This window comes from Pseudomonas sp. MYb13 (genome assembly GCF_002980075.1).
GTDB lineage: Bacteria > Pseudomonadota > Gammaproteobacteria > Pseudomonadales > Pseudomonadaceae > Aquipseudomonas > Aquipseudomonas lurida.
Genome location: NZ_PCQI01000022.1, coordinates 20491 through 44932, shown reverse-complemented (window position 1 = coordinate 44932; position 24442 = coordinate 20491). Strand labels below are relative to the sequence as shown.

The window sequence follows — 24442 nt, the reverse complement described above, 5'->3', positions numbered from 1 at the left end:
ACTCCCACAATCAGCCCGGGTCAGTCTCTGGGTACCCGCCATTTTGGCGAGGTCCCTTTTTTGTCCCTCCCCAACGGAAAAACCGGTAAGGAATCTATGTGCGGATTAGCTGGCGAGTTACGTTTCGATCATCAACCTGCCGACCTGGCAGCGGTGGAACGAATCACCCATCATTTGGCACCACGCGGTCCTGACGCGTGGGGCTTCCATGCCCAAGGGCCGATTGCCCTGGGCCATCGACGCTTGAAAATCATGGACCTGTCCGACGGTTCGGCCCAACCGATGGTCGACGCCCAACTGGGGCTGTCCCTGGCGTTCAACGGCGCGATCTACAATTTCCCGGAGTTGCGTGAAGAGCTGGAAGCCCTGGGCTACGCCTTCTATTCCGGTGGCGACACCGAAGTGCTGCTCAAGGGTTATCACGCCTGGGGCGAAGCGCTGCTGCCCAAGCTCAACGGCATGTTTGCCTTTGCCATCTGGGAGCGCGATGCCCAGCTCGTGTTCATCGCCCGTGACCGTCTCGGCGTGAAGCCGCTGTACCTGTCGCGCACCGGCAAGCGCCTGCGCTTTGCTTCGGCGTTACCAGCGTTGCTCAAGGGCGGCGACATCAACCCGATCCTCGACCCGGTGGCGCTCAATCATTACCTGAACTTCCATGCGGTGGTGCCTGCGCCACGCACACTGTTGGCGGGTATCGAGAAACTGCCACCGGCCACCTGGATGCGCATCGACGCTGAGGGCAATACCGAGCAGAAAACCTGGTGGACCCTGCCCTACGGCCCCCATGACGATGAAAAGAACCTGACCCTGGAAGACTGGACCGACCGCGTGCTCGACAGCACCCGCGAAGCCGTGGCGATCCGTCAACGCGCGGCCGTGGATGTAGGCGTGTTGCTGTCGGGCGGTGTGGATTCGAGCATGCTCGTCGGCCTGCTGCGCGAAGTCGGCGTGCAGGATCTGTCGACCTTCTCCATCGGCTTTGAAGACGCCGGTGGCGAGGCCGGCAACGAGTTCCAGTACTCGGACCTGATCGCCAAGCACTACGGCACGCGTCACCACCAATTGCGCATCGCCGAAAGCGAGATCATCGAGCAACTGCCGGCCGCCTTCCGCGCCATGAGCGAGCCGATGGTCAGCCACGACTGCATCGCGTTCTACCTGCTGTCGCGGGAAGTGGCCAAGCACTGCAAGGTGGTGCAGAGCGGCCAGGGCGCCGATGAACTGTTCGCCGGTTACCACTGGTACCCACAAGTCGACGGCGCCAGCGACCCGTATGCCGCCTACCGCGAGGCTTTTTTCGACCGCAGCTATGACGACTACGCCGCCACCGTTGCACCGAAATGGCTGACCGCCAACGATGCCGCCGGTGACTTCGTGCGCGAGCATTTCGCCATGCCCGGTGCCGACGCAGCGGTGGATAAAGCGCTGCGCCTGGACAGCACGGTGATGCTGGTGGATGACCCGGTCAAACGCGTCGATAACATGACCATGGCCTGGGGCCTTGAAGCGCGTACGCCGTTCCTCGACTACCGCCTGGTAGAACTGTCGGCCCGCGTACCGGGCCAGTTCAAATTGCCCGACGGCGGCAAGCAGGTGTTGAAGGAAGCCGCGCGCCGCGTGATCCCGAGCGAAGTCATTGACCGCAAGAAAGGTTACTTCCCCGTGCCGGGCCTCAAGCATTTGCAGGGCGACACATTGAACTGGGTGCGCGAACTGTTGCTGGACCCCAGCCAGGACCGCGGCCTGTTCAACCCCGCCATGCTCGACCGCTTGCTCACCGACCCGCAAGGCCAACTGACCCCGCTGCGCGGCTCCAAGCTGTGGCAACTGGCGGCGCTGAACCTGTGGCTCAGCGAACAAGGAATCTGATTGATGAAACCCCATGCAGCGGCCTACAGCCAACGCTTGCTCAAAGGCCAGGCGCCGACCTATGAGCGCCTGCAAGCCCGCCTGGCGGAAGACGGCAGCCCCTTGGCCGCCGAGCCGATTGCCGTGCATTGCGGTTGGGGCCGGTTGCTGATCGGGCATACCTTCCCCGACCCGGCGACCCTGGCCCAGGAACTGCTGAATGAACAACCCGGCGAGCGCGATATCGCGCTCTACGTCGCGGCGCCGCAACAGATCCTGGGCATCGATCCCCAGCAGCTGTTCCTTGATCCATCCGACACCCTGCGCCTGTGGTTCAGCGACTATCGCCCTGCCACCCGGGTGTTCCGCGGTTTTCGCATTCGTCGGGTGCAGTCCGAAGCCGATTGGCAGGCGGTCAACCACCTGTATCAAGGGCGCGGCATGTTGCCGGTCGACGCCGAACGCCTCACGCCTCGTCATGAAGGCGGTCCGGTGTATTGGCTGGCGGAAGATGAAGACAGCGGCGCGGTGATCGGCAGCGTGATGGGCCTCAACCACCAGAAGGCGTTTCACGACCCGGAAAATGGTTGCAGCCTGTGGTGCCTGGCGGTCGACCCGCAATGCACACGCCCCGGTGTGGGCGAGGTGCTGGTGCGCCATCTGGTTGAACACTTCATGAGCCGTGGCCTGAGTTACCTTGACCTGTCGGTGCTGCACGATAACCGCCAGGCCAAGAACCTTTACGCCAAGCTCGGTTTTCGCGCCTTGACCACGTTTGCGATCAAGCGCAAGAACGGTATCAACCAACCACTGTTCCTCGGCCCCGGCCCGCAGGCGGGGTTCAATCCGTATGCACGGATCATCGTCGAAGAGGCCCATCGACGCGGCATCGATGTGCAGGTGGATGACGCCGATGCAGGCCTGTTCACCCTCAGTCATGGCGGGCGCCGTGTGCGTTGCCGTGAGTCGTTGAGCGACCTGACCAGCGCCATCAGCATGACCTTGTGCCAGGACAAGAGCCTGACCCACAAGGTGCTCAAGGCAGCCGGTTTGAAACTGCCGGCGCAGCAACTGGCGGGCAGCGCCGATGACAACCTGGAGTTCCTCGACGAGCACCAGCGCATCGTGGTCAAGCCGCTGGATGGCGAGCAAGGCCAGGGCGTGGCGGTGGATCTGCAGAGCATTGAAGACGTGCAGCGGGCGATCGAGTCAGCGCGCCAGTTCGACAGCCGTGTACTGCTGGAGAGCTTTCACGAAGGCCTCGACCTGCGCATCCTGGTGATCGGCTTCGAGGTCGTGGCTGCCGCGATCCGCCGCCCGGCGGAGGTGACCGGTGACGGCCAGCATTCCATCGGCGCGCTGATCGAAGCCCAGAGCCGCCGTCGCCAGGCCGCTACCGACGGAGAAAGCAAAATCCCGCTGGATGGCGAGACCGAACGTACCTTGAAGGCCGCCGGCTACGACTACAGCAGCATCCTGCCCCGTGGCCAGACCCTGGCCGTGCGCCGCACCGCCAACCTGCACACCGGCGGTTGCCTGGAAGACGTTACCGCCATCCTGCACCCCACGCTGGTGGACGCCGCCGTGCGCGCCGCCCGCGCCTTGGACATCCCCATGGTAGGCCTGGACCTGATGGTGCCGGCCGCCGATCAACCCGAGTATGTGTTTATCGAAGCCAACGAACGGGCCGGCCTGGCCAATCATGAACCGCAGCCTACGGCTGAGCGGTTTGTGGATTTGTTGTTTCCTCACAGTTAACCGACCGCTCGAGCGATGGGCTGGCTGTTCCGGCCTCATCGCGGGCACGCCCGCTCCCACATTGGAATGCGCTGAACCTGGGAGCGGACGTACCCGCGATGAATCCCCGATGGCACCCCATCTTCACGCGTAATCAGGAGTCTTTATGAGCCGAACCATCCCCGAACCGGACCTGAACTACCTGCAAAAAGTGCTGCTGGAAATGCTCGCCATTCCCAGCCCCACCGGATTTACCGACACCATCGTGCGTTATGTCGCCGAGCGCCTGGAAGAACTGGGCATTCCTTTTGAAATGACCCGGCGCGGGACCATCCGCGCCACCCTCAAGGGCCAGAAAAACAGCCCCGACCGTGCGGTGTCCGCGCACCTGGACACCATCGGCGCAGCGGTTCGCGCGATCAAGGACAACGGTCGCTTGAGCCTCGCACCAGTGGGCTGCTGGTCGAGCCGCTTCGCCGAAGGCAGCCGCGTCAGCCTGTTTACCGACAACGGCGTGATCCGTGGCAGTGTGCTGCCATTGATGGCTTCCGGGCATGCGTTCAATACCGCCGTGGATGAAATGCCCGTGAGTTGGGACCATGTGGAATTGCGCCTGGATGCCTACTGCGCCACCCGTGCCGATTGTGATTCGCTGGGGATTGGTATCGGTGACTATGTGGCCTTCGACCCGCTGCCGGAATTCACCGAGAGCGGGCACATCAGCGCCCGTCATCTGGACGACAAGGCCGGCGTCGCCGCCCTGCTCGCGGCGCTCAAGGCGATTGTCGACAGCGGCGAGCCCTTGCTGATCGACTGCCACCCGCTGTTCACCATCACCGAGGAAACCGGCAGTGGCGCCGCCGCCGCCCTGCCCTGGGATGTCAGCGAGTTTGTCGGCATCGACATTGCCCCCGTCGCCCCCGGCCAGCACTCCAGTGAACACGCGGTGAGCGTGGCGATGCAGGATTCCGGCGGGCCGTATGACTATCACCTGTCGCGGCATTTGCTGCGCCTGGCGTCTGACCATGACTTGCCGGTGCGCCGCGACCTGTTCCGCTATTACTTCAGCGACGCGCACTCGGCGGTGACCGCCGGCCACGACATCCGCACCGCCTTGCTGGCGTTTGGCTGTGATGCGACCCACGGGTACGAGCGTACGCACATCGACAGCCTGGCGGCACTGAGCCGCCTGTTGGGCGCCTACATTCTCAGCCCACCGGTGTTCGCCAGTGATGCGCAGCCGGCGCAGGGTTCCCTGGATCGGTTCAGTCACCAGATCGAGCATGAGACGCAGATGGAGAGCGACACACGGGTGCCGTCGGTGGACAGCCTGGTAGGCAACAAGTCCTGAAACTGGCAACTCCGGTCCCGGCGCAGTAGGATCGCCGGGATCCATCACCCGAGGCTTGTATGCTGATTCCCCACGATGCACTTGAAGTCGACACCCTGACCCGTCTGATCGAAGACTTCGTCACCCGTGACGGCACCGACAATGGCGACGACACGCCGCTGGAAACCCGCGTACTGCGCGTGCGCCAGGCGCTGACCAAGGGCCAGGCGCTGATTGTGTTCGACCCGGAAAGCGAGCAATGCCAGTTGATGCTCAAGCACGACGTGCCCAAGCACCTGTTCGACTGACATCAGAGATTGGGCACCGTCACCGGGTGAGTGGCTGCGCCCTGGCGATCGAGGATCTTCTGGTAGACCTCGGCACGGTGTACATGCACCCCGCTTGGCGCCTCCACGCCCAACTTCACTTGGTTACCGTTCAACTCAAGAATGTGCACGGCGATGTCATCGCCGATGGAGATGACTTCGCCTACGGCACGGCTTAAGACCAGCATGGCGGTTATCCTTTTAGCAATGAAAGGACCTCGACCATGCGCGCTCGGTGGGGGTGCATCAATGGCTTGCGAAGAATTCAGGCAAGCCCTACATGCGCCGGTAAGTTGTCTGACAGACCGCTACTGGATCAGCCCTTGGCCGCCTGCGCCTTGGCACGCATCTTATCGGCCATGCTGGTCATTTCGTCATAGAGCAACTGCGGGTTCTTCTGCTTCAATGCCCAGGCCATGCGCCCCTGTTCGTGGGGCAGGATCATGAACTCGCCCTCGGCGACACGCTGGTAGATGTAGTCGGCGATATCCGCTGCCGAGATCGGTGAGCTTTCCAGCAATTTACCGACCTGTGCCTTCATGGCCGGGGTCGGCCCGCGGAACGAGTCGAGCAGGTTGGTCTGGAAGAACGATGGGCACACCACGTGCACGCCGACTTCCTGTTGCTTGAGTTCCACCAGCAAACTTTCCGACAGCGCCACCACACCGGCCTTGGCCACGTTGTAGTTGCTCATGGCGGGCCCCTGCATCAGCGCAGCCATGGACGCGATGTTGATGATGCGCCCCTTGCTCTTTTCCAGCAGCGGCAGGAACGCCTTGCAGCCCTTGACCACGCCCATCAGGTTGATCGCGATCTGCCAGTCCCAGTCTTCCAGGGACAGCTCGGCAAAGAACCCTCCCGAGGCCACGCCCGCATTGTTGACGATCACATCGACCCCGCCGAGTTTCACCTCGCAGGCCTGGGCAAACGCGGTGAGCTGGCTGTAGTCGCGCACGTCGCAACGCTGCACAAACCCATCGCCACCGGCCTCGCGCACCAGCTTGAGGGTTTCCTGCAGGCCCGGCTCGCTGACGTCCGACAAGGCCAACTGCCAACCCTCGCGAGCCCAGCGCAGCGCGATTTCGCGACCCAGGCCGGACCCGGCGCCAGTGATCATCATGCGATTTTGCATAGAAGTAGCCTTGTGGTTCACGGAAGAAGTGACCGGCAGTGTAGCGAAGGTTTTTCCTGCACCCATCCACCATTAGATTGATGAATGCCCGTGGCAAACCAGCGACCAGGTCGGAGGTCGGCCTATAGCCTAAGTTCAATATTTTTCAACTAATAAGTCATATTTGCGAACGCACTAAAAGAAATAAGCACGTTTGCTAAATGCTTTAAAAAAATACTGAATTTTCCGTGAAGGACGGCAGTCGGAGTTGTTAAGGCGTCCGTGATTAAACTGTCGGGCCTGTCGTTAAACAACCGGTCTTTGCAGGCCAATAAGGAAAACAACCATGAGCCTCATTCTGATCATTATCTTGATCCTCCTGCTGGTCGGTGGTCTGCCAGTATTCCCTCACTCGCGTAACTGGGGCTATGGCCCGTCGGGTATCCTGGGTGTAGTACTGGTCGTCCTGGTGGTGCTGCTGTTGCTCGGTCGCATATAACCGCCGCTCCTGCAGTAACACGCAAAAAAAAGAGGCCTTAGAAGGCCTCTTTTTTTATTGCCGGATACTTAATCCGGCTTGCCGTCAATCACACCGGCCGTGTTGTCCAGCAGGCTCTTGGTCGCGGTCTGCAGGAACGACTCGAGTTTTTGCTTCAACGCCGCCTCGTCCGGCGACTCAGGGATAACTTTACCGGTCGGGTTGGCGCCCAGTTCGTACTCCCACAGCTTCGGTGGCATTTCCTTGGGCAATACCAGCACACGGTCGCCCGTCAGCAATGCGACGGTCTGGTCACTGCCCGATGGCTTGATCACGCCAAAGCCCTTGTCGCCTTCTGGCAGGTTCAGCAGGTCACGGCCCCAGCACTGGTGCAAGGTGTCACCGCCGAGACGCCCCATGATGGTCGGCACGATGTCGATCTGGGTGCCCACGGTATGGTCACGCTCGCCAAATTTCTCCTGGATACCCGGCGCGATCATCAGCATCGGTACGTTGAAACGGCCCAGGTCCATCTCGGTGATCTGCTGCTCGTTGCCGAAACCGTGGTCCCCCACGACCACGAACAGGGTTTCCTTGAAGTACGGCTCCTTGCGGGCCTTTTCAAAGAACTGGCCCAGTGCCCAGTCGGAGTAGCGCATCGCCGTCAAATGCTCGTCGAGGCTGCCACGGCCCGTGACTTTATCCACCGGTAACGGGTTCGGCAGCGCGTACGGCGTGTGGTTGGACAGGGTTTGCAGCAACGCGTAGAACGGCTTGCCGCCTTCACGGGCTTTCAACTCTTCCAGGCCACGGTTGAACATGTCCTGGTCGGACACCCCCCAAGTGGGGTCAGAGAACACCGGGTTGACGAAATCATTGCGACCAATGAAGTTGGTCATGCCCTGGTTGCTGAAGAAGCCCGACTGGTTGTCCCAGGCGAAATCGCCGTTGTAGACATACACGTCGTTGAAATCACGCGCGCTGAGCAACTGCGGCAAGCCCGACAGCTTGTGGCTGCCTTCCGGGGTCTGCATCAGGTATTCGAAGCCCGGCAAGTTCGGGAAGCACGCCATGGTGGCGAACATACCCTGGTGGGTATGGGTGCCGTTGGAGAAGAAGCGGTCGAACAGCAGGCCTTCCTTGGACAACTTGTCGAAGTACGGCGTGATATTGCCAGGACGACCCAAGGCACCTACCGAGTGACCGGCAAAGCTTTCCATCAGGATCACGACCACGTTCTTGATCGGCAGGGTCTTCTCCGCCGGTGGTGTGTAGTCGCGACGCACGGCGGCGTTGTCGGTATCCACCAGCTTCTCTTGTGGCAACACCAGCATGTCACGCACCGTCTGGGTCGCCAGTGGCTGCTCCAGGGTGGCTTTCCAGATGTTGGAGCGGTCTTCGGAGAAGCGCGACTTGGCGGCAGCGATCAACGACAGAGTGCCATTGAGGCCCAACTGGTTGGCGAAGTTCGAGTCGGTGGTGTACACGTCACCCCAACGCAGCGGCGGGCCCTGGCGCAGGGTGCCACGGGCGGCAACCACGGCGATCAGCAAGCAGACCACGAACACCGCGATGCGCGAGTACCACGGCGCAACCTGCCGGGTGCCGATGCTGCCTCCGCTGAATGGTCCGCGAGGGCGCGTCGCACGGTCGGCACCTTTGAAAGCGATGCTCAGGATCAGCGTGCCCACGGCCCAGGCCAGCAGGTAGCGCACGACCGGGAAACCATACCAGAGCATGCTCATCACGGTTTTCGGGTCTTCCTTCACATACTGGAAGACCAGGCCGTTGAGGCGCTGGTGGAACTCGCGGTAGAAGTCCATTTCCATCAGGCCCAGGAACAGGGCGATGCTGGACGCGACGGTCAGCCAGAAACGGAAGAACCCGCGCGCGGCCATGGCCCGCACGCTGAACAGTGCCAGCAGCAACGGGATGAGCAGGTACACCACCAGGCGAAGGTCCAGGCGCAGGCCGTTGGCGAATGCTTCCAGGAAGGTCGAGGCCGGCGTGTCGAGGATCATCTCGCGGTTGTAGACCAGCAGCGCCAGGCGCAGCAGGGAGAACATCACCATCATGACCAGTGCGCAGAGCAGCGTGTATGCCAGATGGGATTTGACGGTCGGTTGCAGCAGGCGATTAGAAGCTCGCTGCTGACTCAGGGCGTCCGGGTTTGCCATGTCGTTTCAGGACCCATTGGAAGTTTAAGTGACGAAGTATTGCAGTGGCGCGAATGGTGCCCGATCAACGGCATCAAGGCTATTAATTACTGAACGCACACCACGGCCCCGCCGTTAGTGGCACCTGAAGTAGAGCCTTGGCGGGGAAGTAAAGCCGGCGAATTGTCTTGGATGGAATGTGAAAATTCTGTGCAGCGAATATTTCGATACACAAATCTCAGGGGTGGGCTGAAACCAATGTGGGAGCGGGCTTGCTCGCGAATGCCGTGCTTCAGTCACCGATGTTTCGACTGACACGCCGCATTCGCGAGCAAGCCCGCTCCCACATGGACGGTGCTCACGCTAGATCTGTTGGATAATCAAATCCGCACATTACCCCGCGGCCCGGCAATCGCCCAGATGATCAGGCCCAGTACCGGCAGCAGCAGGATCAACAGGATCCACAGCACCTTGGCGCCTGTACTCGCGCCGCTTTTGAAGACGTTGATGATCGCCCAGATATCCAGCGCCAGGATGATCAGGCCAATCAAGCCATTAAAAGTGGAACCCATGGTGTCGCTCCTAAAATGAGGTATGCACCTTTAGGATAGTCAGCCCCAGCCGGGGTTCCGTTTTATTTCAGACGTGAACGGCGACCTTCAAGGCTTCCAGGGAGGGCTCACCCTTGATGCCGACTTCGGCACACAGCGCCAGCACACGCGGCAGGTCGTTGCCGTAGACCAGCACGGCCTGGATTTCGTCGTCCAGCGGTTGGCTGAAGTCGAGCAGCACATAGCCGCCGTCTTCCGGGCTGAGGGCGCTCATCTGGATCTGGATGCGGTTCAGCGCAGTAAGGGCTTCGGTCTTGGCCAGTTGCTTGGCCTTGAGGTTGAACGCCACGCCCGGGCCGAACGATGCGACGATCTGCGCGAACAGGTCGCCATAGGTGTCGGCCTGGAACAGCACAGTGTCCGGCAGGCTGCCAACCACAACCCACTCACCCAACGGAATGGGGAATGTGTCGTCGTAGTTGATATCTGGGTTGGCCGCCAGGAACGCCGCCGGGTCCGCGTAGGCCTGGGCCGCTTCATCGGCGATACGTGCCACCTCGTCCTCGCCCATGACGCCGGCGCTGATTTTGCTGATAAGTTCGACGAGGGCGGTTTTCATGGGGTGATCCTGTGGCGGGCTGGTTTTTGAGGGCGCAAAGCCTACACCAGTTTTTGCAATTGCGCCGCCGTATCCACCGCGCCCATGGTCTGCGCCGCCGCCAGTGCGGTCGCGCCCTGGGCGTCGATGGCCTTGGGATTGGCACCCTGGCTGAGCAGGTAGTCGACCATGTCGACGCGATTGAACATCGCCGCCATCATCAACGCGGTGCGGCCATCGGACGAGGCCGCGTCTATCGGCGTACCGCCTTCGATCAACGCCTTGACCACCGGCAAGTTGCCCTTGAATGCCGCGCCGGCAATCGGCAACTGGTTCTTGTCGTTGGCGATCAAGGGGTCGGCCTTGAACTCCAGCAACACCTTTACTGCCTCGGCGTGCCCGTGATAGGCCGCGAGCATCAGCAAGGTGTCACCATTGTGGTTACGGAAGTTGGCTGGCAGGCCCTTGCTCAGCAACGCGGCGAGCATGGCGGCATCGCCTTTGCGGGCGACGTCGAAGACCTGCTCGGCAAATTCGGCAGCTTCGTCATCGGTCATTTGTTTGGCTTGGTCTGACATGGGGGACTCCTTTCTGGTGCTTATATGGCGCCCAGTGTCGCGATGGAGTTCCCTACTGTCATGGCTTTTTTGTCAAAAGCCCCCATAGGCAGATTCAATAGCGGAACTGCCCGCCCTGGATCTGCGCCAGCAACTGTCCGGTCACGGGCACGTAGCTGTCCGACCCGGGCAACCAGGCATACACCGGGTCATTGCCTGCCTTTTTCGGGTCGAACGCTTCCTCCTTGAGTCGTACCTTCTGGTATTTGAAAGTGCCCGTGGTTTCCATCTTCACCTTGATCCGCAGGAACAGCGGCACCGCGTAGTGGGGCAGTTGGCCGTGGGCGAATTGCAGCAATTCGCGCATGTCCAGGGCCGCGAGGGACTCGCTCGGGGTGATAGCGACCATGCCGGCGCGGCCGTTGGTGTTTTCGATTTCCACCCCATAGGCCACCACCTCGGCAATCTGCGGGTGCTGCAGCAGGACATTTTCCACTTCAGTGGTGGAAACGTTTTCGCCCTTCCAGCGATAGGTATCCCCCAGGCGGTCGACAAATTGCGCATGGCCAAAACCAATGCTGCGCACCAGGTCGCCCGTGTTGAAGTAGCGGTCACCCTTCTCGAATACATCCGTAAGGATCACCTTGCGGTTCTTTTCCGGGTCGGTGTAGCCATCATAAGGGGATTTTTCATCGATCCTGGCCAGCAGTAAGCCCTGCCCGCCTGTCTTGACTTTGTGCATGAAACCATCGCTGCCACGTAGAGGCTCACCCGAGTCATGGGCGTAGTCCACCAACGCCCAGTGCTGAAGGCAAAAGCCGACAGTGTTGTCAAAATTCAAGACGTTGGTGAAGCCGATATTACCGTCGCTGGCGGCGTACAACTCACAGACATGCTCCACGCCATAACGCGCCTTGAACTGCGCCCACACACCCGGCCGCAGCCCATTGCCAACCATTTTGGTCACGCGGTTGTCGCGGTCGTTTTCGCTGGCAGGCTGATCGAGCAGGTAACGGCACAATTCCCCGACGTAACCAAGGGTGGTCGCCTTGAATTTACGGGCGTCATCCCAGAACTGACTGGCACTGAACTTACGCCGGATCGCGAACCCCGACGCCCCGACAATCGCCGAGCCCCAGCACACACAAAGGCCGGTGGCGTGGTACAGCGGCAGGGTGCAATAAAGGACATCGTCCGGCCCCATGTCCAGCGCGATGCTGCCAAAGCTGATGGCGGTCTTGGTCCAGCGGCCGTGTTTCATGATTCCGGCCTTGGGCAGGCCGGTGGTGCCAGAGGTGTAGATATAGAAGCAGGGGTCGTTGAAGAAGATCTGTGCGGTGCTGGGCGGGTTGTCCACCGGGCAATCGGCGCTGGCAGCCATCAGGTCGACATAACCGTCGGGCATCGCGCCGGCCTGCTGGTCCGGGACAAACCAGGTACGTCCAGGGGGGATTTGCACGTCAGCCCGTACGTCCTCATAGGCAGCCACCAACTCCGCACCGACCACAATCGCCACCGGGCTCACAAGGTTCAGGCTATGCACCAACGCGGCCTGGGTCTGAGCGGTGTTGAGCATCGCGCAGATGCCGCCCAGCTTGGCCACGGCCAGCACGTTCAGCAGCAACTCGGGGCGGTTTTCGACAAACATCGCCACCACGTCGCCCTTGCTGATCCCTTGGGCTTGCAGATGATGGGCAATGCGGTTGGCGCGCTGATTGGCCTCGGTGTAACTGAGCACACGGTCGCCGTACAACAATGCGGTGCCATCCGGGTTGCGCAAGACTGCTTGTTCGAAGTGCCAGCCCAGGCCGCAAGGCTGTGCGGGGTCGGTGACGTTGGCCGCGCGCATGCCGCGTACCACGCGTGGCAAGGCGCGAACGATGGCGGGGACCTTACGCAGCATCATGCCCCAGGTGATCATGTCGTTTTGCGAATGGCTCATTGAAACGTCCTTTTTCTTATTCTTCGTATGGTCCAGAAACACGGGCATGTTCCAAGGCACGCTTCGTGGGCAGAAGGCCGCATGCCTTGCAGGAAAATACGTCAGCCGTTCTTTGGCTGTACACGCAGGATTTGAAAAGTTTTGTATCCCGAGAGGCAACCGCGGAAAAAGGGAATTTCGCCACGCTAGGGGAGTCATTAGGAGTAACGGCGCACCTGCTGAACCGTGTCGAGCAACGCAAAATGCAGGATGCATGATGGCCATTCATGCAAATTGCACGAATCCGAAATTTTTTATTTTTTATAAGCTTATGATTTATAACGATTTTTTAAAAAATCACTAGCTGGCACAATCACTGCACCTATCACTCCATGCTTGCCCACTTGAGCCAACGGAGCTGATAGACATGAGCCTGATCCAAGATAAATTCGCTTCAGTATTCTCCAACTACGACGTCACCACCCAGCCACGTCCAGACGGCGGCATCCTGTTGACCCTGCGTAACAGCGAAGGCAAGCAGGTCAAGCGTTCGATCTCTTACCAACAGCTGCACACCGCTGACCAACTGACCTGGGTGATCAGCGCCATCCGTCGCGACCTTGCCGAACAAGCCAGCGAACTGCCGCAGATTTCGATGTTGCAAAGCCAGAACCGCTTTGCCCTGCCGACCTACCACTCGGCGTAATTCCCAGAAGCAGCAAAGGGCCGCCACACCGTTGAGTGTCGCGGCCCCTTTTTATTGCCTTCAGCATAGGCCCTGGCGTGCGGCTTCATTCATCGCCTGCACCCGGTTGGTGACGTCCAGTTTGCAGTAGATATTGCGCAGGTGGAATTTCACCGCCGCCTCGGACGTGGCGCGTATCTGGCTGATCTCCCAGACCGTCTTGCCCTCTGAAGCCCACCGCAAAATTTCCAGCTCGGCCGGAGTCAGTGGCTTGCCCGACAAGCTCAGGCGTCGTCTGACAGCATTGGGCACCGAGTACGGCGGTAACAACGATTCCGGTGGGCCTCTCATTGAAGTACTCTCCTCTTTTCTTGGCTGACGCCTCACCACCCTTCGGATTTATCCTATTGACAGGTGATGTAAACGCTAATGCCGGGGAGAGTTACATAACGAATGGTATTAAGGCGCAGACCCTGCCATAAACAGCAGGGCCTTACAGAAGTTTAAGTTTCTTCCCACAGAAACTTCCAACGCGCAGGGCTTGAAGTTTCTGATTGCTCGCTATTAATCGTCAAATGCGCAAAAACGCTGGGCAATATCGTCACCCGTGAATTCAGGCACCCACCCTTTCGCACTATTAAACAGGCGCAATGCCACGAAGTGCGGGTTCTCGCCCATATCGAACCAGTGCGCCGTACCGGCCGGGATCACCAGCAGATCGTTCTTCTCACAACGAACGGCATACACATAGTCGCCAATGTGCAAGGCGAACACGCCCTGGCCTGCGATGAAAAAACGAACGTCATCTTCACTGTAGCGGCGCTCATCCAGAAACTGCGCGCGCCATTCGGCTTTCTGCGCGTGGTCGCCAGTCACGCTGAGCACCTGCGCAGAGCCGTAGCCAAGGGCATCGATCTGCGCCTGGTAGGCTGCGATCAGTTCAGCATCACTGGCGCCCTTTTCAAGCGGGACCGGCTGCCAGCGTTCAAAGCGCACCCCTTGCTCGGCCAGGGTTGCGGCGATGTCATCGAAATGCGTCAGGACCTTGTTTGGAGTGTCCGGTGAAGCGGCGGAGTAGACAGCGACGTAACTCATGGGTGGGTTCCTTGGTTCTGCTCTTGCAATCGAAGACCGATGATAATGGCGGCGGCCAGGGCCGCGACACTTGCGATGCTGAAGGTCAGGGTCGGCCCCAACAGGTTCCAACTGTAGCCTGAATACAGCGCACCCAATGCTCCGCCGGTGCCCGCCAGGGCGGCATACAACGCCTGGCCCTGGCCTTGTTGCCGGTCGCCGAAACTGCGTTGCACAAAGGCAATCGCGGCGGCATGAAAGCTGCCGAACGTCGCGGCGTGCATCACCTGCGCCAGCAGCAACACCCAGAAAAACTCGGCAAACGAACCCAGCAGCAGCCAGCGCAGCGCCGCCAGCAGGAAGCTGGCGAGCAATACCCGGCGCACCGAGAAACGCGAGAGGATGCGGCTCATGGCCAGGAACATCAGGACTTCGGCCACCACGCCCAGGGCCCACAGCAGGCCGATCACACCACGGCTGTAGCCGAGGTGTTCGAGGTGCAGGGTCAGGAACGTGTAGTAAGGGCCGTGGCTCATCTGCATCAATGCCACGCAGGCGTAGAACGCCAAGACCCCAGGGCTGCGCAATTGCTTGAGGAAGCCATCGCCCGGCAGACGATGGCCGTGGTGGGCTGGCTGCGCATTCGGCACCCAGAGGCTGGCGCCAATAATGCCCGCCATGATCACCACGACCACCACCGGGTAGATGTCCAGGCTCAGCCAGTCGAACAGGCGGCCCATGATCACCACGGTCAGAATAAACCCGATGGAGCCCCACAGGCGGACTTGGCTGTAGCGCGAGGTCTGCTTCTGCAGGTGCGCGAGGGTGATCACTTCAAACTGCGGCAGCACCGCGTGCCAGAAGAACGCGTGCAGCGCCATTACCATTGCCAGCCATGCGTAGGTGTGGCTGACGAAGATCAGTGAAAAACTCGCCAGCGTGCACACCGCGCCAAAGCGCACGATGGCCAGCCGCCGACCGCTGTAGTCGCCCAGCCAGCCCCACAGGTTGGGCGCCACACAGCGCATCAGCATGGGGATGGCAACCAGCTCGCCGATCCGCGCGCTGGAGAACCCCAAATGGTCGAAGTACAGCGCCAGGAACGGCGCCGTTGCGCCCAGGAGGGCGAAGTAGAACAGGTAGAAGCTGGAGAGGCGCCAGTATGGGAGGGATGGGGTCATGTCGATACGGGGGGCTGCTTCGCAGCCCGGCGCGAGCAAGCTCGCTCACCCCGAAAGGCCTGCTCATCCCAGCAGGCTGTCACAGCTGGCCCAGCACCGGCGTATTCACGCGTACATCGGCATTTTGCCCGCGGTTGCGCAGCAGGTGGTCCATCAACACGATAGCCATCATCGCTTCGGCAATCGGCGTGGCGCGGATGCCGACGCAGGGGTCGTGGCGGCCCTTGGTGATCACGTCCACCGGGTTGCCGTGCACATCGATCGAGCGCCCCGGCGTGGTGATGCTCGACGTGGCCTTGAGCGCCAGGTGCGCAACAATGGGCTGGCCGGAGGAAATACCGCCGAGGATGCCGCCCGCGTTGTTGCTGAGGAAACCTTCCGGGGTCAGCTCATCGCGGTGCTCGGTGCCACGCTGGGACACGCAGGCAAAGCCAGCGCCGATTTCAACGCCTTTTACCGCGTTGATGCTCATCAGTGCGTGGGCCAGTTCCGCATCGAGGCGGTCGAAGATCGGCTCGCCCAGGCCAGGCTTGACGCCTTCGGCCACCACGGTGATCTTGGCACCGACGGAATCCTGGTCGCGGCGCAGCTGGTCCATGTAGGCCTCCAGCTCCGGCACTTTGTCCGGGTCGGGGCTGAAGAAAGCGTTGTCTTCCACACTGTCCCAGGTCTTGAACGGAATTTCGATCGGACCCAGTTGGCTCATGTAGCCGCGAATAATGATGCCCTGGGTGGCCAGGTACTTCTTGGCAATGGCACCGGCGGCCACACGCATGGCAGTTTCGCGGGCCGAGCTACGGCCGCCGCCACGGTAGTCGCGTTCGCCGTATTTGTGGTGGTAGGTGTAGTCGGCATGGGCCGGGCGGAACAGTTCCTTGATCGCCGAGTAGTCCTTGGACTTCTGGTCGGTATTGCGGATCAGCAAGCCAATGGCGCAACCGGTGGTGCGGCCCTCGAACACGCCGGAGAGGATCTCGACTTCGTCGGGTTCCTGGCGCTGGGTGGTGTGGCGGCTGGTGCCGGGCTTGCGGCGGTCGAGCTCACGCTGCAGGTCTTCCAGGGACAGCTCGAGGCCTGGCGGGCAGCCGTCGACAATGGCGACCAACGCCGGGCCATGGCTTTCGCCCGCGGTGGTGACAGTGAACAGTTTGCCGAAGGTATTGCCGGACATGCAGGGCGCTCCGTGAAATCAGTTGAATCAAGTCAACCGTAATAACTTAAGGCGGCCAGTATACGCAGGCTAACCGAGTAGTTCATCCTCGAAACCTTACCGGTAGACCTTGGTCCAACCGGCACCTTCCTCATGATGGCGCGATGATGCTGCGAGTTCTCCTGTTCACCTTGACTCTGTTTACCGCCGTGGCCCAGGCCGCCTCCCCTGTTGTGCTGCAACGCCCCATCAGCCTGGACACCGGCAGCGGCGAGCTGTTCGGCTCGTTGCTGCTGCCCCAGTCTGACAAACCCGTGCCGGTGGTGCTGATCATCGCCGGTTCCGGCCCCACCGACCGCAATGGCAACAGTGCCGACGGCGCCCGCAACGACAGCCTCAAGCGCCTGGCCTGGGTGCTCGCGCGGCATAACATTGCCAGCGTTCGCTACGACAAGCGCGGCGTGGCCGCCAGCCTGGCCGCTACACCGGATGAACGTAACCTGACCCTCGATGCCTATGTGGCCGACGCCGTGGCCTGGGGCAAACTGCTCAAGGCCGATAAGCGCATGGGCCCGCTGATCGTGCTGGGCCATAGCGAAGGCGCCCTGGTCGCAGCCCTCGCCGCGCCTCAACTGGACCCGGCCGGGGTGATCTCCCTGTCCGGCAGCGCGCGCCCGGTAGACCAGGTGATCCGCCAGCAGCTGGCCGACCACCTGCCGCCTGCCCTACTGCTGCGTAGCAACGAGATCCTCGACCACCTCAAGGCCGGCCAGGTAGATGCCGATGTCCCTGGCCCTTTGGAGGGTATTTTCCGACCCAGCGTGCAGCCTTATCTGATCAGCCTGTTCCGCGCCGATCCCTCGGCCGCCTTCGCCAAGCTGCGGATGCCGGCATTGATCATCCAGGGTACCAACGACATCCAGGTGGGTGTGGGCGACGCCCAGCAACTGAAAAAGGCCAAGCCTGACGCGCAATTGGCGGTGATCGAAGGCATGAACCACGTGATGCGCATCGTGCCCAACGACGTGCAGCAACAATTGGCCTCCTACAACGACCCGCAACTGCCTCTCGCCGCCGAGCTGGGCAGCCGCCTGGTACGCTTTATCGACGGACTTCAACCCCGTTAAGCGACAATTTGCCTCCAGTCCTGAGAGAAACGGCCGATAAGCCCAGAGTCGACAGTAAAAAGACTGTCGGCTTGCTGGGCTTGGACAGGATCGCGCCGCATGACAACCACTGAAGCAACACCGGAATCCACCGCCGAAACCCCGGCTGAAAAAACCGAGGCCGTCGACGCGGCGCCCCTGCCGTGGGCGGATGTCCAGGCCGAGCATTTCAAGATGCTGCGCCTGGCGCCACTGGCCACCGACCGCGCCACCGGCGTGCGGCCGTTGCGCTTCGTGCAGTTCGGCTATGCCGAGCGCAATGACAAACATCACAGCCTGTTGCGCATGGTCATCCAACTGCCAGGACAGCGGGTTCGCCGCGAACAGAATCATCTGGATATCTGGGTCGACCACGACAAGCACCGCGTGCACTTCGGCCCCGGCAACAGCCTGGAAATCGAACCGGCCAACCGCGGTATCGGGCGCTTCCTGGTAGCCCAAGGCGCCGCGTGGGCGAAGAAGAAGTGGTCACACTACCGGGTCGACGGCGTCGACCTGGCCAACAAAGATGCGTTGAACGAGGCCACCCGCCTGCGCCGCGATCATTTCCTGCGTATCCAGGGTTTTGATGTGGCCTATGCCGACGTGCAGCACCTGAAGGGCAACGTGCAGCCGGGCAAGGTCAGCGATGTGCTGGACAGCTGGAACACCGAGAAAGTGCAGTTCGTGGAGATTCTCGAAGCGGCGCAGATGCTGCAACAAGCCGAACAGAACCTGGCGGAGCAGGAAGTGAAGCTGCGCAAGGAAGAGGAAAAGGTCACCAAGTTCAAGCGTGAAGACAGCGGGTTGCGTTTTACCATCACGTGCCTGGTGGCGTTCACGGTGTTTCAGGCGGGGTTGCTGATCTGGATTGCCACCCACCGGTAACTCAACTGTAGGCGCCCGGCTCGCCGGCGACGGCGGCCTCAAGAGTGCCATCGCCGGCAAGCCGGGCGCCTACAGATTATGCGTCACACTCGGGCGGCGAAGACGGCCTGATGCTGGCGGCACTGCTCGGCCGTCAGCATGAACACACCGTGGCCCCCGCGCTGGAAGTCCAGCCAGGCAAAGTCCACTTCCGGGTACAGCGCCTCGACGTGTACCTGGCTGTTGCCCACTTCAACAATCAGCAAACCCTTCTCGGTCAGGTGGTCCGCCGCCTCGGCCAACATCCTGCGAACCAGGTTCAAGCCATCATCACCGCAGGCCAGGCCCAATTCCGGTTCGTGTTGGTATTCGTCGGGCATGTCGGCGAAGTCTTCGGCATCCACATACGGCGGGTTCGACACGATCAGGTCGAAGCGCTGGCCCGGCAGGCCGTCAAAGCCGTCGCCCTGCACGGTGTAGACGCGCTGGTCGACGCCGTGGCGCTCGATATTCTGGTTGGCGACCTCCAGGGCTTCGAACGACAAGTCCCCGAGCACCACCTCGGCGTCCTGGAACTCGTAGGCGCAAGCAATGCCGATGCAACCGGAGCCCGTGCACAAGTCGAGGATGCGTGCCGGCGGTTGCGCCAGCCAGGGTTCAAAGCGGTTTTCGATCAGTTCGCCGATCGGTGAACGTGGGATCAACACCCGCTCGTCGACGATAAACGACAGGCCACAGAACCAGGCCTCTTTCAGCAGGTAAGCGGTGGGCACGCGCTCATGGATGCGGCGGTGCAGTAAACGCTGCACATGGGAGATTTCCTCTTCTTCCAGGTTGCAATCCAAGTAGCTGTCGGCAATTTCCCACGGCAGGTGCAAGGCGCCGAGCACCAATTGCCGGGCTTCGTCCCAGGCATTGTCGGTGCCATGCCCGAAAAACAGGTCTTCCCCATGGAAACGGCTGACAGCCCAACGGATGTGGTCGCGCAAGGTGCGCAGGCGGGATGTGATCACGGGGCAAGCTCCTGGAAAAAACGACTGGCAATTCTAGCAGTCTTCATCTGTACCGACGATGTACGAAAACCTTTCGCCATCGGTCGGATTTCATTCAAATTGCCATCATTGTGTTAAACAGGCCCACCTCTTGACATGGCTACACGCCAACAACGGCGTACCTTACGATGGTAGCGATTCACAGAACCGCTCAGCCAGTGGACAATGTCGCAAAAGCCCCCCTCACAGGAGCCCCAGAATGTCCGTTCCAAAGACGATGTTTCAACTCAGCGGTCGTGGTTACGCAGCAGCGAACCTCAGCCATGCGACCCTCGTGATCATCGACGCCCAGAAGGAATACCTCAGCGGTCCGCTCGCCCTCTCGGGCATGGACGCAGCGGTTGGCAATATCAAGCAACTGGTCGCGGCGGCCCGCAACGCCGGGCGCCCGATCGTGCATGTGCGCCACCTGGGCACCGTGGGCGGCCTGTTTGACCCTCAGGGCGAACGCGGTGAATTCATCCCGGGCCTTGAGCCTGAGGGCGACGAAACCATCATCGGCAAGCTGCTGCCCAGCGCTTTCCATGGCACCGGCCTGGAAAAACACCTGCAGGACCTCGGCTCCCTGGACCTGATCGTCTGCGGTTTCATGAGCCATTCCAGTGTCAGCACCACCGTGCGTGCCGCAAAGAACCTGGGCTTTCGCTGCACGCTGGTGGAAGACGCCTGCGCTACCCGTGACCTGCCTTACAAAGGCGGCATCCTCAGCGCCGAACATGTGCAGCAGACCGAAATGGCCATCATGGCCGACAACTTCGCCACCCTGGCGTTGACCAAAGATCTGATCTGATCGACCTTCTGATGAGCGGCGCAGCCTGTTTATGGCCCCGCTCATCCGCAAATGCCTTTCATTTGCTGCAATTGCCTCTGGTACAGGAACAACCTGTGTATTGTCCGGTCGAACGGCCGATACCCTGGAGGAAAGGTCGGAATGAAGATATCCGATGGTTTTGATGCTCGTCGCTTGCGCCCCAAGGGCCCAAGCAACTGGCGTCTGCGCCTGGTAGCCGGCATTGCCGCGCTGCTGGCGATTGTAGGTGTGCTGTTGGCCGGTGCTGGTGGCGCCGGTTTGTTCGGTCATTCGCCAGCCCTTGGCGAACTGAATGCCAGCCCTGGTGGCTCGGCAATTCTGTTGGTGGTCGGCCTGCTGGTACTGTGGCTGGGCGTCTGGTTGTGGCGGCGCAGCCGTCGGAAAATGCGCCAGCCGTTGTCGCTGAACATCGCTTCGCACCTGATGAAAAAGCACGACTGATGGCGCTTGGATAGCGTTTCCTGCGCCCCGGCCGCCGCGATTAGGTAAACTGCCCGCCCTTCGCGGAGGCTGACATGCAAGACGACGATTTTTCCCTGTTCAAAAACGAGCTGCGCGGCGTCAAGCCGATCAAGCACGACCGCGCCGATACCGGCAAACCCAAGGCCGACCGGGCGCAGATCGCCAAGCTGCGCCAGGCCGCGACCGTGCGCACCGATGCCACGACCGTGGACGGCCTGTCGGACCAGTTCGTGATTGACGTCGGCCCCGAAGACGAGTTGATGTGGGCCCGCGACGGTGTGCAGGAAAGCCAGATGCGCAAGCTCAAGGTCGGCCAGATCCCCTTCGAAGGCAGCCTCGACCTGCATGGCATGAACGTGGAAAAAGCCCGGGAAACCCTCTGGGCCTTCCTGGCCGAAGCGACCAAGTTCGAAATCCGCTGCGTGCGCGTCACCCACGGCAAGGCGGTGCGCCTGGACGGCAAGCGGCCAATGATCAAAAGCCACGTCAACACCTGGCTGCGCCAACACGCCCAAGTACTCGGCTTCACCTCATGCCAGGCCCGCCACGGCGGCGCGGGTGCGGTGTATGTGATGCTCAAGCGCACCATGATGGAAGGCCGCGACGAATAACAAGTGCCATCGTCAGGCTTGCAGCGATGTGTCCGCCACCGTAACCTTGCGCTTTGCGAAAATCCCACAGGTAGTTTCATGTCCCTGGAACAGAATTACACCGCGATCCTCGGCCAACTCGGCGAGGACGTTTCCCGCGAGGGCCTGCTCGACACGCCAAAGCGTGCCGCCAAGGCGATGCAGTACCTTTGCCGTGGCTATGAGCAGACTCTGGAAGAAGTCACCAACGGTGCCTTGTTCAGCTCCGACAACAGTGAAATGGTGCTGGTCAAGGACATCGAGTTGTACTCGCTGTGCGAACACCACCTGCTGCCGTTTATCGGCAAGGCTCACGTAGCGTATATCCCGAGCGGCAAAGTGCTGGGCCTGTCGAAGGTCGCGCGGATTGTCGACATGTATGCGCGCCGCCTGCAGATCCAGGAGAACCTCAGCCGCCAGATCGCCGATGCCGTGATGCAAGTGACGGGCGCATTGGGGGTGGCCGTGGTGATCGAAGCCAAGCACATGTGCATGATGATGCGCGGTGTGGAAAAACAGAATTCGTCGATGATCACCTCGGTGATGCTGGGTGAGTTCCGCGAAAACGCGGCCACCCGCAGCGAATTTCTCAGCCTGATCAAGTAACAGGCTGCGTACGAAAAGGCCGGCGTTCATCGCCGGTTTTTTTTCGCCCGTAAAATTCAGGTAAGCTGCCGCCCCTCAGTTATGGGCAAGAGGTTTCAGCCATGTTCGTCAAAGCACTTCGAGTGGGCCTCGGCCACGTCATCATCGCGGGCGACTTCCTGACCCGCCCACGCAAAAAGCAGCGGCCTGCCGAACAACAGGCGCAGGTGAATGCAGCGGCCAAGGAACTGACCCTTTATCAATTCCATGCCTGCCCGTTCTGCGTGAAAACCCGTCGCACCCTGCACCGCCTGAATGTGCCCGTTGCATTGAAGGACGCGAAGAACAACGAGCAGGACCGTCAGACCCTGCTGGAGCAAGGCGGCAAGATCAAGGTGCCGTGCCTGCGTATTGAAGAGGATGGCCAGACCACCTGGATGTACGACTCCAAGGTGATCATCGATTACCTCGACAAGCGCTTTGCCGCTATCTGACAGACACCGCTGAGTCCTGTGGGCGCTGGCGTGCCAGCGCCCACATTGGTTTCTGGGTGCTGTTAAAGGTCAAGGTCCAGCAATGCCGAGCCCAAGCACTTGCCATGGGCATCCAGCGCCAGCGAACGGGTGACCCCGCCACGCAGGATCCCCGGCAGCACGAAGTTCAGCGCCTGCACATTGGCCAACACATAACGCTGCACCGGTGCAGCACCAGGCTCGAGCAGGTCCGCAAAGAACGCGGTCACACGCTCGGCCGTCAGGTGCTCGCACAGCAACGGGTAATCCTCGGCACGGTACGCAATGATCGAGATATTCGACGTATCGCCCTTATCCCCGGTGCGGGAATGGGCCAGTGTGTGCAACTTCATGCTTCGATCCTCGGGTTGACCGCGCCACGCGGTAGCAATAACGACGCCACCGCCACGACCTGGCGTACGCTTTTACTCGCGCCACCGCCACCGGACGGGCCGTTGGTGTACAGGGTTTCGACTTCATTGCCGACGCGCACCGCGTCACTTCGCGCCGCACAGCGAGCTGCCACGCGCAGGCGCACTTCCCAGGGTTCGACCGTGCTGCGCGGCCCGTGGAGCGCGTCGATGCCGATCAGTTCGGCGCGCACGTCCTGCATCTTCACGCCGATCAGCTCAAGGCGCTTAAGGACGACATCTCGCGCCAGCTGCGCCCGTGCGACAGCACCGGGGCCACCGTAGGACATCTGCCCTTCGCCAATCCAACCCTCCAAATAACCGACACTGACCTTTAACTGCTCGGGTCGCGCACGCCCCCCCGCCCCTTGGGCGCGGACACGATCACTACCTTCTTCGACAAACCCCACCTGGGAAAAATCAGCCGTCACATCCGGCGTCAGGTACGCCGCGGGATCATGCACTTCATAGATGAGTTGCTCGATGCAGGTGGCGCGGCTGACCCGCCCACCGGAACCGCTGACCTTGGTGATCAAGGCTTCGCCATCGGCACTGATCTCGGCCAAAGGGAAGCCCAGGCGAGCCAGGTCGCCCACATCCTTGAAACCTGGGTCGGCAAAATAGCCACCGCTGACTTGGCCGGCGCATTCGAGCAAATGCCCTACCAGCGTGCCGCGTCCCAGGCGCTGCCAATCGTCCGCCGCCCAGCCGAACTCAAACATCTGCGGCGCCAGGAACAGTGAGGGATCGGCCACACGCCCGGTGATCACCACATCCGCATCAGCACCCAACGCCTCCAGAATGCCGTCGACGCCCAAGTAGGCATTCGCGGAAATCAGGCGCTCGCCCAGTGAACCGACAGTCTGGCCGTTATCCAACAACCATTCGGGCTGCAAGGCGCTCAACACGTCGTCGCCGACCACCGCAACCACGTTGAGGTCAACGCCCAACTCGCTGGCAATTCGCCGCACTTCAACCGCCGCCGACAGCGGGTTGGCCGCGCCCATATTGGTGATCACCCGCAAGCGACGACGCCCGGCGTTCACGCCAACAAACGGCAACACCCGACGCATGCGCTCACTGAGCAACGGGTCATAACCGCCCTCCGGGTCGTTGATCCGCGCCTGTTGCGCCAAGGCAATCGTGCGCTCAGCCAGGCACTCGAACACCAGGTAATCCAGGTCACCCTGTTCGGCCAGTTCCACCGCAGGTTCGATACGGTCGCCGGAATAACCGGCACCGGAACCGATGCGCAAGGTTTTCATC

27 protein-coding genes are annotated in these 24442 nt (G+C 61.1%); 13 read left to right on the top strand and 14 right to left on the bottom strand.

Going from position 1 to position 24442, the window contains the following annotated elements; all coding sequences use genetic code 11:
- Positions 1-96 precede the first annotated feature (96 nt).
- The 4 genes from CQ002_RS25950 (at position 97) to CQ002_RS25935 (ending at position 5223) form a co-directional block, all read left to right on the top strand.
- The gene (locus CQ002_RS25950; RefSeq protein ID WP_105162621.1) at positions 97-1869 is read left to right on the top strand and encodes an N-acetylglutaminylglutamine amidotransferase; all 1773 of its coding nucleotides are present in this window, start codon (positions 97-99) and stop codon (positions 1867-1869) included.
- 3 nt (positions 1870-1872) lie between these two features.
- Entirely contained in the window at positions 1873-3606 is a 1734-nt protein-coding gene (gene ngg / locus CQ002_RS25945) for an N-acetylglutaminylglutamine synthetase (protein WP_105162622.1), read from the top strand.
- A gap of 145 nt (positions 3607-3751) precedes the next feature.
- Positions 3752-4936, top strand: coding sequence for an osmoprotectant NAGGN system M42 family peptidase (locus CQ002_RS25940; protein WP_034107779.1), 1185 nt, complete (start codon positions 3752-3754; stop codon positions 4934-4936).
- A 59-nt stretch (positions 4937-4995) separates the two neighbouring features.
- Entirely contained in the window at positions 4996-5223 is a 228-nt protein-coding gene (locus tag CQ002_RS25935; protein WP_003172962.1) for a YheU family protein, read from the top strand.
- Between the two features lie 2 nt (positions 5224-5225).
- Here the strand turns inward: CQ002_RS25935 and csrA are convergent, their stop codons facing one another.
- Entirely contained in the window at positions 5226-5429 is a 204-nt protein-coding gene (gene csrA, locus CQ002_RS25930) for a carbon storage regulator CsrA (RefSeq protein ID WP_034107781.1), read from the bottom strand.
- A 128-nt stretch (positions 5430-5557) separates the two neighbouring features.
- Positions 5558-6373 (bottom strand): SDR family oxidoreductase, encoded by an 816-nt coding sequence (locus CQ002_RS25925; protein ID WP_034107783.1) that lies wholly within the window; start codon positions 6371-6373, stop codon positions 5558-5560.
- A 325-nt stretch (positions 6374-6698) separates the two neighbouring features.
- Here CQ002_RS25925 and CQ002_RS25920 point away from each other — a divergent pair, with 325 nt between their 5' ends.
- The gene (locus tag CQ002_RS25920) at positions 6699-6851 is read left to right on the top strand and encodes a DUF3309 family protein (RefSeq protein ID WP_003236711.1); all 153 of its coding nucleotides are present in this window, start codon (positions 6699-6701) and stop codon (positions 6849-6851) included.
- Positions 6852-6919: 68 nt separating this feature from the next.
- On the opposite strand, the gene CQ002_RS25915 is transcribed toward CQ002_RS25920, so the two are convergent.
- The 5 genes from CQ002_RS25915 to CQ002_RS25895 all read right to left on the bottom strand — a co-directional run bounded on the left by CQ002_RS25915 (position 6920) and on the right by CQ002_RS25895 (position 12634).
- Positions 6920-9007 carry an LTA synthase family protein gene (locus CQ002_RS25915; protein WP_034107789.1) on the bottom strand — a complete coding sequence of 696 codons (2088 nt, stop codon included), beginning with the start codon at positions 9005-9007 and terminating at the stop codon, positions 6920-6922.
- A 359-nt stretch (positions 9008-9366) separates the two neighbouring features.
- Positions 9367-9558, bottom strand: a complete 192-nt coding sequence (locus CQ002_RS25910; protein WP_003172956.1) for a PLDc N-terminal domain-containing protein — start codon at positions 9556-9558, stop codon at positions 9367-9369.
- 67 nt (positions 9559-9625) lie between these two features.
- On the bottom strand, positions 9626-10156 hold the full coding sequence (locus tag CQ002_RS25905; protein WP_034107791.1) for a hypothetical protein: 531 nt from the start codon (positions 10154-10156) through the stop codon (positions 9626-9628).
- 41 nt (positions 10157-10197) lie between these two features.
- Entirely contained in the window at positions 10198-10713 is a 516-nt protein-coding gene (locus tag CQ002_RS25900; protein ID WP_034107793.1) for an ankyrin repeat domain-containing protein, read from the bottom strand.
- A gap of 94 nt (positions 10714-10807) precedes the next feature.
- The gene (locus CQ002_RS25895) at positions 10808-12634 is read right to left on the bottom strand and encodes a long-chain-acyl-CoA synthetase (protein ID WP_105162623.1); all 1827 of its coding nucleotides are present in this window, start codon (positions 12632-12634) and stop codon (positions 10808-10810) included.
- 406 nt (positions 12635-13040) lie between these two features.
- Between CQ002_RS25895 and CQ002_RS25890 the strand changes: the two genes are divergently transcribed.
- Positions 13041-13319, top strand: a complete 279-nt coding sequence (locus CQ002_RS25890) for a DUF3509 domain-containing protein (RefSeq protein ID WP_003172952.1) — start codon at positions 13041-13043, stop codon at positions 13317-13319.
- Positions 13320-13379: 60 nt separating this feature from the next.
- Here the strand turns inward: CQ002_RS25890 and CQ002_RS25885 are convergent, their stop codons facing one another.
- From CQ002_RS25885 to aroC, 4 genes are all read right to left on the bottom strand, one after another.
- Positions 13380-13649, bottom strand: a complete 270-nt coding sequence (locus CQ002_RS25885) for a response regulator transcription factor (RefSeq protein ID WP_034107797.1) — start codon at positions 13647-13649, stop codon at positions 13380-13382.
- Between the two features lie 213 nt (positions 13650-13862).
- Positions 13863-14393: an acireductone dioxygenase gene (locus tag CQ002_RS25880; protein ID WP_034107799.1), complete on the bottom strand. Its 531-nt coding sequence runs from the start codon at positions 14391-14393 to the stop codon at positions 13863-13865.
- The gene (locus CQ002_RS25875; RefSeq protein WP_034108503.1) at positions 14390-15553 is read right to left on the bottom strand and encodes an MFS transporter; all 1164 of its coding nucleotides are present in this window, start codon (positions 15551-15553) and stop codon (positions 14390-14392) included. Before CQ002_RS25875 ends, CQ002_RS25880 begins: the two co-directional genes overlap by 4 nt.
- Positions 15554-15632: 79 nt before the next feature.
- The gene (gene aroC, locus CQ002_RS25870; protein WP_034107801.1) at positions 15633-16724 is read right to left on the bottom strand and encodes a chorismate synthase; all 1092 of its coding nucleotides are present in this window, start codon (positions 16722-16724) and stop codon (positions 15633-15635) included.
- Positions 16725-16867: 143 nt separating this feature from the next.
- Between aroC and CQ002_RS25865 the strand changes: the two genes are divergently transcribed.
- Both CQ002_RS25865 and CQ002_RS25860 read left to right on the top strand, forming a co-directional pair.
- A complete protein-coding gene (locus CQ002_RS25865) occupies positions 16868-17830 on the top strand; it encodes an alpha/beta hydrolase (protein ID WP_034107803.1) in 963 nt (320 codons plus the stop codon).
- Positions 17831-17929: 99 nt separating this feature from the next.
- The gene (locus tag CQ002_RS25860) at positions 17930-18736 is read left to right on the top strand and encodes a hypothetical protein (protein WP_069077903.1); all 807 of its coding nucleotides are present in this window, start codon (positions 17930-17932) and stop codon (positions 18734-18736) included.
- 83 nt (positions 18737-18819) lie between these two features.
- Here the strand turns inward: CQ002_RS25860 and prmB are convergent, their stop codons facing one another.
- Positions 18820-19728 (bottom strand): 50S ribosomal protein L3 N(5)-glutamine methyltransferase, encoded by a 909-nt coding sequence (gene prmB, locus CQ002_RS25855; RefSeq protein WP_105162624.1) that lies wholly within the window; start codon positions 19726-19728, stop codon positions 18820-18822.
- A gap of 238 nt (positions 19729-19966) precedes the next feature.
- Here prmB and CQ002_RS25850 point away from each other — a divergent pair, with 238 nt between their 5' ends.
- The 5 genes from CQ002_RS25850 to CQ002_RS25830 all read left to right on the top strand — a co-directional run bounded on the left by CQ002_RS25850 (position 19967) and on the right by CQ002_RS25830 (position 22748).
- Positions 19967-20557: a cysteine hydrolase family protein gene (locus CQ002_RS25850; RefSeq protein WP_025855010.1), complete on the top strand. Its 591-nt coding sequence runs from the start codon at positions 19967-19969 to the stop codon at positions 20555-20557.
- A 141-nt stretch (positions 20558-20698) separates the two neighbouring features.
- Positions 20699-21019 (top strand): hypothetical protein, encoded by a 321-nt coding sequence (locus CQ002_RS25845; RefSeq protein WP_069077905.1) that lies wholly within the window; start codon positions 20699-20701, stop codon positions 21017-21019.
- A 74-nt stretch (positions 21020-21093) separates the two neighbouring features.
- Complete coding sequence (locus CQ002_RS25840) at positions 21094-21651, top strand: Smr/MutS family protein (RefSeq protein ID WP_105162625.1); 558 nt, start codon at positions 21094-21096, stop codon at positions 21649-21651.
- Between the two features lie 78 nt (positions 21652-21729).
- Positions 21730-22275, top strand: coding sequence for a GTP cyclohydrolase I FolE (gene folE / locus CQ002_RS25835; RefSeq protein ID WP_003442011.1), 546 nt, complete (start codon positions 21730-21732; stop codon positions 22273-22275).
- A 101-nt stretch (positions 22276-22376) separates the two neighbouring features.
- Positions 22377-22748 (top strand): glutathione S-transferase N-terminal domain-containing protein, encoded by a 372-nt coding sequence (locus tag CQ002_RS25830; RefSeq protein WP_105162626.1) that lies wholly within the window; start codon positions 22377-22379, stop codon positions 22746-22748.
- Positions 22749-22810: 62 nt separating this feature from the next.
- Here the strand turns inward: CQ002_RS25830 and CQ002_RS25825 are convergent, their stop codons facing one another.
- A complete protein-coding gene (locus CQ002_RS25825) occupies positions 22811-23119 on the bottom strand; it encodes a hypothetical protein (protein WP_069077906.1) in 309 nt (102 codons plus the stop codon).
- Positions 23116-24441 (bottom strand): acyclic terpene utilization AtuA family protein, encoded by a 1326-nt coding sequence (locus CQ002_RS25820; RefSeq protein ID WP_105162627.1) that lies wholly within the window; start codon positions 24439-24441, stop codon positions 23116-23118. Before CQ002_RS25820 ends, CQ002_RS25825 begins: the two co-directional genes overlap by 4 nt.
- Position 24442 lies beyond the last annotated feature (1 nt).